This window comes from Streptomyces sp. CHD11 (assembly GCF_018638295.1).
Classification (GTDB): Bacteria; Actinomycetota; Actinomycetes; order Streptomycetales; family Streptomycetaceae; genus Streptomyces.
This window is the reverse complement of sequence record NZ_JABTTS010000023.1, coordinates 54,466-65,510: the sequence shown is the minus strand read 5'-3', so window position 1 is coordinate 65,510 and position 11,045 is coordinate 54,466. Positions and strand designations below refer to the sequence as shown.

Annotated in this window: 11 protein-coding genes; 6 read left to right on the top strand and 5 right to left on the bottom strand. The window is 71.8% G+C overall.

Annotated elements, in window-relative coordinates:
• Positions 1–93 precede the first annotated feature (93 nt).
• The 3 genes from HTV45_RS21820 to HTV45_RS21810 all read left to right on the top strand — a co-directional run bounded on the left by HTV45_RS21820 (position 94) and on the right by HTV45_RS21810 (position 3,191).
• Positions 94–369: a hypothetical protein gene (locus tag HTV45_RS21820; protein WP_215207522.1), complete on the top strand. Its 276-nt coding sequence runs from the start codon at positions 94–96 to the stop codon at positions 367–369.
• Between the two features lies 1 nt (position 370).
• Complete coding sequence (gene malQ, locus HTV45_RS21815) at positions 371–2,428, top strand: 4-alpha-glucanotransferase (RefSeq protein ID WP_215207521.1); 2,058 nt, start codon at positions 371–373, stop codon at positions 2,426–2,428.
• 481 nt (positions 2,429–2,909) lie between these two features.
• Positions 2,910–3,191, top strand: a complete 282-nt coding sequence (locus HTV45_RS21810; RefSeq protein WP_215207520.1) for a hypothetical protein — start codon at positions 2,910–2,912, stop codon at positions 3,189–3,191.
• A 115-nt stretch (positions 3,192–3,306) separates the two neighbouring features.
• On the opposite strand, the gene HTV45_RS21805 is transcribed toward HTV45_RS21810, so the two are convergent.
• A complete protein-coding gene (locus HTV45_RS21805; protein ID WP_215207519.1) occupies positions 3,307–3,825 on the bottom strand; it encodes a MarR family winged helix-turn-helix transcriptional regulator in 519 nt (172 codons plus the stop codon).
• Positions 3,826–4,137: 312 nt separating this feature from the next.
• Here HTV45_RS21805 and HTV45_RS21800 point away from each other — a divergent pair, with 312 nt between their 5' ends.
• Positions 4,138–5,670, top strand: a complete 1,533-nt coding sequence (locus tag HTV45_RS21800; protein ID WP_215207518.1) for a PQQ-dependent sugar dehydrogenase — start codon at positions 4,138–4,140, stop codon at positions 5,668–5,670.
• A 15-nt stretch (positions 5,671–5,685) separates the two neighbouring features.
• Here HTV45_RS21800 and HTV45_RS21795 read toward each other — a convergent pair whose 3' ends face one another.
• Genes HTV45_RS21795 through HTV45_RS21785 form a run of 3 tightly spaced genes read right to left on the bottom strand, consistent with a single transcriptional unit; the run spans position 5,686 to position 7,014 of the window.
• Positions 5,686–6,051: a hypothetical protein gene (locus tag HTV45_RS21795; protein ID WP_215207517.1), complete on the bottom strand. Its 366-nt coding sequence runs from the start codon at positions 6,049–6,051 to the stop codon at positions 5,686–5,688.
• A gap of 2 nt (positions 6,052–6,053) precedes the next feature.
• On the bottom strand, positions 6,054–6,542 hold the full coding sequence (locus HTV45_RS21790) for a TetR/AcrR family transcriptional regulator (RefSeq protein ID WP_215207516.1): 489 nt from the start codon (positions 6,540–6,542) through the stop codon (positions 6,054–6,056).
• A 19-nt stretch (positions 6,543–6,561) separates the two neighbouring features.
• Positions 6,562–7,014 (bottom strand): ATP-binding protein, encoded by a 453-nt coding sequence (locus HTV45_RS21785; RefSeq protein ID WP_215207515.1) that lies wholly within the window; start codon positions 7,012–7,014, stop codon positions 6,562–6,564.
• A 212-nt stretch (positions 7,015–7,226) separates the two neighbouring features.
• Here HTV45_RS21785 and HTV45_RS21780 point away from each other — a divergent pair, with 212 nt between their 5' ends.
• Together HTV45_RS21780 and HTV45_RS21775 are read left to right on the top strand one after the other, a co-directional pair.
• A complete protein-coding gene (locus HTV45_RS21780) occupies positions 7,227–8,078 on the top strand; it encodes a helix-turn-helix transcriptional regulator (protein ID WP_215207514.1) in 852 nt (283 codons plus the stop codon).
• An 8-nt stretch (positions 8,079–8,086) separates the two neighbouring features.
• Positions 8,087–8,272 (top strand): DUF397 domain-containing protein, encoded by a 186-nt coding sequence (locus tag HTV45_RS21775; RefSeq protein ID WP_215207513.1) that lies wholly within the window; start codon positions 8,087–8,089, stop codon positions 8,270–8,272.
• Positions 8,273–8,349: 77 nt separating this feature from the next.
• Here HTV45_RS21775 and pepN read toward each other — a convergent pair whose 3' ends face one another.
• A complete protein-coding gene (gene pepN, locus HTV45_RS21770; RefSeq protein WP_215207512.1) occupies positions 8,350–10,962 on the bottom strand; it encodes an aminopeptidase N in 2,613 nt (870 codons plus the stop codon).
• Positions 10,963–11,045 lie beyond the last annotated feature (83 nt).

The following is an 11,045-nucleotide window of genomic DNA, read 5'->3' as shown; positions in this document are numbered from 1 at the left end:
CGCGCCCGCTGGGTAGGGCTGCGAGATAACCCGCACGACCCGCACCCGCACGCCCGCGTGACCCGCGGACCGTGCTCGACGAGGAGACCATCTGTGACCGCACCGGCATACGTTCCTGCTCCGGCCCTGTCCAAACCCACGGCGGAGACCTCCGCCGACGACCTCCACCTCTGTGTCTTCGGCGCGGACGGCCCCTGCGTCGAACTCCCGCTGACCAGCGAACCCCCGCTGCCGGACGCCGAGCCGCTCACCAGCGAACCGCCCCTCGCCGAGGCCACCCCCCTGACCAGCGAGTCCGACGCCTACATGGACTGCTCCGACGCCTCCGGACTCGACTCCTTCCCGGCCCAGTACCGCCCGGAGCCCTAGCGTGGGAGCGCCACGGCCGGCCGAGCCCCTTTCCGAGGACCTGTCCCGGCTCGCCGCGCTGCACGGCGTCGCCACCTCCTACCAGCCCTCCCCGGACCGCACGGTCGCGGCCTCGGCCACCGCCGTCACCCTCGCGCTGGCCGCCCTGGACGTGGACGCGGCGACCCCGGACGCCGTCCGCACCGCCCTCACCGCCCGCGAACACGCACTCGGCGAACGGCTGCTGCCGCCCACCGTGGTCGGCTGGGGCACCGGCACCCCGGGCGCGCTGGCCGCACTCCCCGAGGCCACCCGGCTGAGCATCCGCACCGAACAGGGTGAGACCCGCGCCTCGGCCGAACACCTCCCGCCCGGTGTGCACGCGGTGACCGCCACCGCCCCGGACGGCCGCACGGCCCACGCCCACCTGATCGTCGCTCCGCCCCGGCTGCCCGCGCCGCCCACCCGCTCCCGCGGCCTGCTGGTCCAGCTCTACTCGCTCCTCTCACGCCGCTCCTGGGGCATGGGCGACCTCGCCGACCTCGGCGAACTCGCCGGCTGGGCCGGGCGCACCCTCGGCGCCGGGTTCGTCCAGGTCAACCCCCTGCACGCGGCCGTCCCAGGCCCTCCGACCGACCCCTCCCCCTACCGCCCCTCGTCCCGCCGCTTCCCCGACCCCGTCCACCTGCGCGTCGAGGACGTCCCCGAGTTCGCTCACGTGGAGGACCGGGGCCGCGTCGACGCCCTGCTGGAGCGGGCGGGGGAGCTGCGCGAGGCGGTGCTGGGGAAGGGCGCGCTGATCGACCGGGACGCCGTGTGGGAGGCCAAGCGGGAGGCGCTGGAACTGGCGCACCAGGTCCCGCTGGGCCCCGGCCGCGAGGCCGCCTACGCCGACTTCCTGGCCGGTCAGGGCCAGGCCCTGCGGGACCACGCCACCTGGTACGCCCTCGCCGAGGTCCACGGCCCCGACTGGCACCGCTGGCCCGCGCCGCTGCGCGACCCGGGGTCACCGGAGACCGCCCGCGCCCGCCGGGAGCTGGCGGACCGCGTCGACTTCCACTCCCGTCTCGTCTGGCTCACCGACGCCCAGCTCACCGCCGCCCAGCGCGCGGCGCGGGAAGCGGGGATGCCGGTCGGGATCGTCCACGATCTCGCCGTCGGCGTCCATCCCGCCGGCGCCGACGCCTGGGCGCAGCAGGATCACTTCGCGGCCGGCATGTCCGTCGGCGCGCCCCCGGACGCCTTCAACGCGCGCGGCCAGGACTGGGGTCTGCCGCCCTGGCGCCCCGACCGCCTCGCCGACTCCGGATACGCCCCCTTCCGCGCGCTGCTCCGGGCGCTCTTCCGGTACGCGGGGGCGCTGCGCATCGACCATGTGATGGGGCTGTTCCGGCTCTGGTGGGTTCCGGAGGGCCACCCGCCCACGGAGGGCACCTACGTCCGCTACGACGCCGAGGCGATGCTCGCCGTGCTCGTCCTGGAGGCGTCCCGCGCCGGGGCGATGGTGATCGGGGAGGATCTCGGGACCGTCGAGCCGGGCGTCCGCGAGGCCCTGCGCGCACGCGGGGTGTACGGCACCTCGGTGCTCTGGTTCGAGCGGGACTGGGAGGGCGACCGCCGCCCGCTGCCGCCGGACGCCTGGCGCGCGGACTGCCTGGCGACGGCCACCACCCACGACCTTCCGCCCACGGCGGCCCGCCTGAGCGGTGAGCACGTGGAGCTCCGGGACAGCCTGGGGCTGCTCACCCGGCCGCTGGAGGAAGAGCGGGCGGAGGCGGCGGCGGACGTCCGCGAGTGGCGGGAGCTGCTGGCGCGGCTCGGGCTGCTGGACGCCGCTTCCGGGGAGGAGGCGGAGATCCGGGCCGTGCACCGGTACCTGCTGCGGACCCCGGCACGGATGATCGGCGTGTGGCTGCCGGACGGAGTCGGCGACCGCCGCCCCCAGAACCTGCCGGGCACCTGGGACCAGTACCCCAACTGGCGGCTGCCGATCGCCGACGCGGCCGGGCGCCCGGTGACGCTGGAGGAACTGACGGGGTCGCCGAGACTGCGGGCCCTGCTGGACGTACTGCGGGAGTAGACCCCCCGACGAGCCCCGCCCGGCACCCGCCACCGCCACCCCCTTCGCGGATCCCGTCCCCGCGTTTCCGTCGCCGGGTCTCCGTGGGACCCCCGCGTCTCCGTCGCCGGGTCTCCGTGGGACCCCCGCGTCTCCGTCGCCGGGTCTCCGTGGGACTCCCGCGCGGCGTACCGCGTCCCCGTGGGACTCCCGCGCGGCCTACCGCGTCCCGGGGCTCCGCAAGGGCCGACCACGCCACCCACCGGACCCCCGCCCCCCTGCGGGCAGTCGTGCCTCCCCCAGTGCTTCGAAGGCATCGGAGCTACCCCGCCTGCGCCGGGCCGCGCGATTCCCCCCGGCTCGCACCCGCCTGCGCTGCCCTCCCGTATCCCGGGCCGAACACGACACCGCCCGCTCCCTTCGGGACCCCGCCGGCCCCGCCGCGCCCCTTTAGGACACCCCGGGCGCGCGCAGCTGATCCGCGTTCGATACTTTGGGGACCGTGGACAAGAAGAACGCCCTGCGCGCCGGCGCCCTGGCAGCCGGTACGACGCTGATGATGCTGCTCATGACGTCCCCCGCGCTCGCGCTCACCCGCGACGACGGCGACGACCCCGGCACGGGCCTGAGCGTGGTCGAGACGCTGGGTCTCTACGTCCTGGCCCCGGTCGCACTGTTCGCGATCATCGCCGGGCTGGTGATGGTGGGCGACAAGTCGCACAAGAAGAAGGACGTCACCAGCTCCAACATCAGCACCAAGGCCAAGGCGGAAGCCAAGGCCTGACCCGGAGCAGGCCGCCCACCCGGGCGGCCCCCGCGCACTCTCCCGAGGGCGCCGGCACCGCCGCACACGCGGAGCCGGCGCCCTCCGTGCTGTCGGCTCCCGGAGCGCCGGACCCCTAACCCTGCCTCTCCGTCGCGAACAGCAAGTCCCGCAGCAGATCGGCCAGTTGAGCCGCCCGTTCCCCGTCCAGTGCGGACAGCGCCGCCGCCTGTTCGGCGAAACCCGCGCCGACCGCCTGGTCGATCAGCCGCAGTCCCTCGTCGGTGAGGGTCACCTGGAGTCCCCGCCGGTCGTGCGGGTCGGGGGAGCGGCGCAGCAGACCCGCGCGCTCCAGCTTGTCGAGACGCCCCGTCATCCCGCCGGTGGTCAGCATCAGCGCGCCCGAGAGCTGGCGGGGGGAGAGGGTGTAGGGCTCCCCGGACCGGCGCAGCGTGGCCAGGACGTCGAACTCCCCGCGGGAGACGCCGTACCTGGCGTACGCCCTCTCCATCCGGTCGCCCATGGCGCGCGCGAGCCGGTAGACGCGACCGAAGACCTCCATGCCGGCCGTGTCGAGGTCGGGCCGCACCTGGGCCCACTGCTCGACGATCGCGTCGACGGGATCCTTGCGGCGCTGCTCGGCGGGTGTGCTCATGGCCAGGAGTATCCGCCGGAGCCCGGTCATCCGCAAGAAACTAGGTTGACACTAAGTAGCTTGCCAGTGACTTTATTTCGGCCGACCTCGGAGGAACGGCGCCGAGTGGCCGCAGCGTTTGCGCCATGGGGGGCGAAAGTGGCGCGTTCAATCATTGCTGCCCTGTGCGGCGACGCGCAGCCTGGGAGGTCGCGGGAGCGCTCCCACGCCGCCGTGGAACCGCGGTGGGAAAGACCGGTCGCGCCCGCCACCCGAAGAAGCACCAGAGGCACCACCGCTGTGTCAGCGTCCCCCCTCGTTTCTGGAGCCGACATGCCACGACCCCGCTGGACCGGGCCCGTTCTGCTGGCCCTCCTGCTGAGCGTGCTCACCCCGTTGCCCTCGGCCGCGGCGGACCCCGCACCGCCCCCGAAGGAGACGACGAAGGCCGCGCCCTCGGTCCCTCTGCCCTCCCTCCGCGCCACCACCACCCAGGTCGCCTCCGGCCTGCGGCGCCCGACCGCCCTGGCCGCCCCCGACGACGGCACGGACCGCCTGTTCATCACGGAGAAGTCCGGCACGGTACGCGTCTACCACCCGGACACCGGCCTGGCGGCCGCACCCCTCCTCGACATCACGTCAGCCGTGGACGAATCAGGCAACGAGCGCGGCCTGCTCGGTATCGCCCTCCCACCCGACTTCGCCGACACCCACCACCTCTACCTGGCCTACACCGCACTGCCCGACGGCGCGGTCACCGTCGCCCGCTACCGCCTCGACGACTCCCGCCTGGAACCCCTTCTCTCCCAGGAACACGCCGAGTTCAGCAATCACAACGGCGGCCAGCTCGCGTTCGGTCCCGACGGCAACCTGTACTGGAGCATCGGCGACGGCGGCGGCTCCGGCGACCCCTTCCACGCCGGGCAGCGGCTGGACACCCTCCTAGGCAAGATCATGCGCATCGACGTGAGCCGCGCCTGCGACCCGCTTCCGTACTGCGTCCCCGCCGACAACCCGTTCGTGGGCACGCCGGGCGCCCGCGAGGAGATCTGGCTGTACGGCCTGCGCAATCCGTGGCGCTTCTCCTTCGACACCGCCGACGGCTCGATGTGGATCGGCGACGTGGGCCAGGGCCGCTGGGAGGAGATCGACCATCTCGCCCCCGGCCGGGGCGGGCTGAACCTCGGCTGGTCCTGCTACGAGGGCCTGGAGAAGTTCACGGACGGCGACTGCGTGCCCGGTGAGGAGTACACCGAGCCGGTCTTCACGTACTCCCCCTACACCGGCGGCTGTTCGGTCATCGGCGGCCACGTCTACCGGGGCCGGGACCACGCCGGCCTGGCCGGCGGCACGTACATCGCCACCGACTACTGCTCGTCCACGGTGTGGGCACTGCGCCCCGACGGCAGCGGCGGCTACGAGGAAGCGGAGATCGGGGAGATGCCGACCCAGGTGACGTCGATCGGCACGACCGCCGACGGCGAGTTCTACGTGGTCAACGATCTCCCCGGCGGCCTGTACAAGGTGTCCTTCGCCCAGGAGGAACCGACCTGCCGGGTGGACCGCACGGTGACGTCCTGGGGCACCGGGGCGACGGTCGACCTCACCGTCACCAACACCGGTGACACACCGGTGAACGGCTGGACGCTGGAGTTCCCGCTCGCCCTCGGCCAGACGGTCGTCTCCGACTGGAACACGACCCTGACCCAGGGCAGCAACGTGATCACGGCGGTCAACGCCCCGCACAACGCCACGATCGCCCCCGGCGCGAGCGTCACCCTCGGCTACCTCACCGAACACACCGGCGACGTCACGCCTCCGGCGCGGTTCATGCTCGACGGGGACGCCTGCGCCGTAGGCCGCTGAGTCGTCCGCGAGGCGTCAACCGCGTTCGATGGACCGCTCGATGAGCGCCACGGTGGCGCGTGGGTCGTCGACCTCGATGACGAGGCGGTCGTAGGTCCCGCCATCGGCGAGCGCCACGACGACCGCCTTGTCGGGGTTCTTCACATCCCAGAAGAGGTGTTCCCCGCCCTGCCGGAAGCGTCCGGCGGTGATGTAGCCCGGGAAGTGGGTCCCGGTGACGCGTATGCCCTTCGGCTCGCGCGCCATCCCGGGGTCATGGGTGGCGCCGCGCACATGAGCGAGGGGGATCTCCAGACGGCTCTTGAGCGTCCAGAGTCTGTCGAGGCCCTGGAACTCGACGGTCAGCAGGCCGCGTTCGCGGTCGACGGAGATCAGGGCCATGGTCAGTGCTCCTTGGAGACGGTCGGCCGGGCGGCGCGCGCCCTCAGGCGCGCGCCGAGGACGGTGGAGGTCAGTTGCGGTGCGGCATCACCGTGGGAAGGGCGCAGGGCGTCCTGTAGCGCGGCGATGCCCTCCGCGACCAGCGCGGCGACGTCGGCGTCATGGGGTGCGCGCTCGGCGGCGGCGAGCAGCAGCAGCCCGGAGGCCGGCCCGTTGTCGTAGGAGGCGATGGCCGCCGCCAGTGCCTGCTCGGGGTCGGTCAAGGTGGCGATGGCTGCGGTGCTCGGGTGGATCTCGTGGTCGAGGTGATGACGAAGAGCGGTCAGATGCAGACTTCTCTTCGACCCGAACACCTTGTAGAGGCTGCCCCGGTGGACCCCGGTTGCGGTGACCAGATCGTCCACCGAGGTCCCCTCGTAGCCATGCGTGGCGAAGAGGGCAGCCGCGGACTCGACGGCCCGGTCGGTGTCGAAGGCGCGTGGTCGTCCCATGTCCAGGACCCTACGGGATTCAAGAACGCCCAGTCAAGAACGACCGTTCTCGAATCGCGCCTCCAGTCGGCGCCAGCTCGCACCACACCACCTTTCCCCTGTTTCCGCCCCTGGTCAGCGGCTGCCACCCCCACTCGTCGGCGCAGGACCGCACGAGCGCGAGCCCTCGCCCGTCCTCCCGCTCCAGCGCCGGCTCGAAGGGCTCCGGAGGCTCCGGCGGAGAGGGGTCCGCGTCCCAGGCCCCGATCCGCAGCACACCGGTCCCCGACCAGTGCACCCGCAGGGCCGCCGGCCCCTTGGTGTGCCGTACGGCGTTGGCGACCAGCTCCGTGGCCAGCAGCTCCGCGACGTCGACCAGCCCGATCAGGCCGTGCATGGTCAGGATCAGGCGGAGAGTGCGGCGGCAGACGGTGACGGCTCTGGGGTCGTTCGGGATGTGGAGGGAGTACTCCCACGGTTCGGATCCGGGCATGCGGACTCCTTGGGGTAGGCGAGGGGTTGGGGCGTTGGTGTCATTGCCGCCCGTCGCGGCGGGACGGAGCGGTGCGCTTCCACGCCCGAGGTGCTGTGTGTGTGCGCGTCGTCACCGAAAGTAGACCTTAGATTTAACCTGAAGCAAGTGGGTCGCGTAATCTGACGCCCGAACGAGTTGCGCCGAACGGCGTGTTGAGTGAGGAGCCGTCGATGGGGACCAGGCGTGAGCCGACAGCACGACAACTACGTCTGGCCGTCGAACTCCGTCGGCTTCGGGAGGCGGCAGGTCTCAGCGCGCGGGAGGCGGCAGCGCTGCTCGGTGTGAACTCGGTGCAGATCAGTCAGATCGAGGCCGGTACCACTGGTGTGAGTGAACAGAGGCTGCGGCGGCTGGCCGCGCATTACGCCTGCACAGACCCAGGGTTGGTCGACGCGCTGGCAGCGATGTCGACGGAACGGGTGCGTGGTTGGTGGGAAGGCTTCCGCGGCCTTCTGCCCACGGCCTTCCTGGACCTGTCCGAGCTCGAGCACCATGCCACGTTCCGGTGGGACGTGGACTTCCTGCATGTGCCGGGCCTGTTGCAGACCGAGGACTACGCCCGTGCGCTCTTCTCGAGGCGGGTCCCCGAACTCCCCGGGGACGAACTTGAGTGGCGGGTGCGGCACCGCATGCAGCGGCGAGTTGTCATCGAGAGCGCGCGGCCCGTCCCGTACGAGGCCCTGGTTCATGAGGCGGCGTTGCGGATCAGAGTGGGCGGCCGGGCAACCTCGCGGGCCCAACTCGCGGCCATCCTGGAGCTGTCGGACGCCGAGCACGTGACCGTCCGGGTCATTCCCTTTGCGCTGGAGGACTTCGCGGACATCACTGCCGCCATGGTGTACGCCGGGGGAGCGGTGCCGAGACTGGACACCGTCCTGCGTGACGGCCCGGACCGTGCGGTCTTCGTGGATTCGGAAGCGCAACTCGGAGTGTTCCGAACGCTCTTTCGTAGAGTGGAGGCGGTGTCGCTCGATCCTGAGCGTTCGCGTGACTTCATCCATGGACTGACCAAGGAGCTGTGAGGCGCCCGGTGACTACTCCCGACAACTGGCGGAAGTCCTCTTACTCAGGCAGCGGCGACGGCAACGCCTGCGTCGAGATCGCTGACCTGGGCCCCCGCATAGCCATCCGCGACTCCAAGTCCCCGTCCCGCACCCCCCTCTCCCTCCCCGCCCCCGCCTTCGCTTCCTTCATCGACGCCCTCAAACGCACCTGATCTCGCACGGGACCAGCCGGTGGTCTGAGGGGCGCCCGGCGCGAAGCCGGGCGCCCCTGCCGCGGCAGGCGTACGGGTTACGCTCCCGCGTCCGCCGCCTGGGCGCGCAGCGCCCGTTCCACTCCCGCGCGGGATTCCGAGACCAGGCGGCGCAGGGCCGCGTTGGGGGCCGTGGCCGTCAGCCAGGCGTCGGTCCTGTCGAGGGTTTCGCCCGAGACCTGGATGCCGGGGTAGAGGCCGACCGCGATCTGCTGGGCCATCTCGTGCGAGCGGGACGACCAGACGTCCGCCAGGACCTCGAAGTACCGGTCCGTGTACGGGGCCAGCAGCTCGCGCTGGTCGATCTGGACGAAGCCGGCGATGACGGCCTCCTGGACGGCGTTCGGGAGTTTGTCGGACTCCACGACCGAGGCCCAGGCCTCCGCCTTGGCCTCCTCCGTCGGGCGGGCCGCGCGGGCGGTCGCGGCGTGGCGCTCACCGGCCGCCGTCCTGTCCCGCTCGTACTCGCCGGCGATCTCCGCCTCGTCGAAGCGGCCCACCGCCGCCAGCCGCTGGACGAACGCCCAGCGCAGCTCGGTGTCGACGGCCAGGCCCTCGACGGTCTGCGTGCCGGCCAGCAGCCCCTCCAGCAGGTCAAGCTGCTCCGGGGTGCGGGCGGTCGCCGCGAAGGCGCGGGCCCACGCCAGCTGGTGGTCGCTCGCCGCCTCCGCGGACCGCAGGTGGGCCAGCGTGGCGTCGGTCCAGCGGGACAGCAGCGTCTCGCGGGCGGCGGGATCGGTGTACAGGTCGATCGCCAGCTTCACCTGGCGGTGCAGCGACTGCACGACACCGATGTCGGACTCCTTGCCGATGCCCGACAGCACGAGCGAGAGGTAGTCACGGGCGGCGAGTTCCGCGTCCCGCGTCATGTCCCAGGCGGAGGCCCAGCACAGCGCGCGGGGGAGCGAGGACTCGAAGTCGCCCAGGTGCTCGGTGACGAAGGCCAGGGACTGCTCGTCCAGGCGGACCTTGGCGTAGGACAGGTCGTCGTCGTTGAGGAGGACGACCGCCGGACGGCGCTTGCCGGCCAGCTGCGGTACGGCGGTCAGCTCGCCGTCGACGTCCAGCTCGACGCGGTCGCCGCGCACCAGCTTGCCGCTCGCCTCGTCGAGGTCGTACAGGCCGACCGCGATGCGGTGCGGGCGCAGGGTCGGCTCGCCCTTCGCGCCGGCCGGCAGCGCGGGGGCCTCCTGGCGGATGGCGAAGGAGGTGATGACACCGTTGCCGTCCGTCTCGAACTCCGGGCGCAGGATGTTGATGCCGGCCGTCTCCAGCCACTGCCTCGACCACGTCTTCAGATCGCGGCCGGAGGTCTCCTCCAGAGCGCCCAGCAGGTCCGACAGGCGCGTGTTGCCGTACGCGTGGCGCTTGAAGTACGCCTGCACGCCCCGGAAGAACTCGTCCTCGCCGACGTACGCGACGAGCTGCTTCAGCACCGAGGCGCCCTTGGCGTACGTGATGCCGTCGAAGTTGACGAGCACGTCGTCCAGGTCGCCGATGTCGGCCATGATCGGGTGCGTGGACGGCAGCTGGTCCTGGCGGTAGGCCCAGGTCTTCATCTGGTTCGCGAACGTCGTCCACGAGTGCGGCCACTTCGAGCCGGGCGCGTCGGCCTGGCAGGCCGCCTCGGCGTAGGTGGCGAACGACTCGTTCAGCCACAGGTCGTTCCACCACTCCATGGTGACCAGGTCGCCGAACCACATGTGGGCCAGCTCGTGCAGGATCGTGGCGGCCCGCACCTCGTACGCGGCGTCGGTCACCTTCGACCGGAACACGTACTGGTCGCGGATCGTCACCGCGCCCGCGTTCTCCATCGCGCCCGCGTTGAACTCCGGTACGAACAGCTGGTCGTACTTCGCGAACGGGTACGCGTAGTCGAACTTCTCCTGGAACCAGTCGAAGCCCTGCCGGGTGACCGCGAAGATGGCGTCCGCGTCCAGGTACTCGGCGAGAGAGGGGCGGCAGTAGATGCCGAGCGGGACGGACTGGCCGTCCTTCTCGTACACGCTGTGCACGGAGTGGTACGGGCCGACGATCAGCGCCGTGATGTACGACGAGATGCGCGGGGTCGGCTCGAACTCCCAGACGTTGTCGCGCGGTTCGGGGGTCGGCGAGTTGGAGACGACCGTCCAGCCCTCCGGCGCCTTCACGGTGAACCGGAAGGTCGCCTTGAGGTCCGGCTGTTCGAAGCTCGCGAAGACGCGGCGGGCGTCCGGCACCTCGAACTGGGTGTAGAGGTACGCCTGGTCGTCGACCGGGTCGACGAAGCGGTGCAGGCCCTCACCCGTGTTGGTGTACGCGCAGTCGGCCTCCACCCGGAGGATGTTGCGGCCCTTCAGCAGACCGGGCAGGGCGATGCGGGAGTCCGCGAAGACCTCGGCGGGGTCGAGGGAGTCACCGTTGAGGGTCACCTCGTGCACGGTCGGAGCGACCAGGTCGATGAACGACTCCGCGCCGTCGCCGTCCTCGGCCACGTCGAAGCGCACCGTGGTCACGGACCGGTAGGTTCCTCCCCCACTCTCGGCTTCGCTCGAGTGGGAGGTACCCCCACCCTGCGCGCCGGAGAGATCCAGGTCGATCTCGTACGAGTCAACGGTCAGCAGCTTCGCGCGCTGCTGCGCCTCTTCGCGGGTCAGGTTTGTGCCAGGCACGCGGTCATCTCCTCGATATGTGTGGGTTGCGTCATCCTTCCACGCGGGATCGGGATCGGGCGATGACGGAGCCGGACCATGGG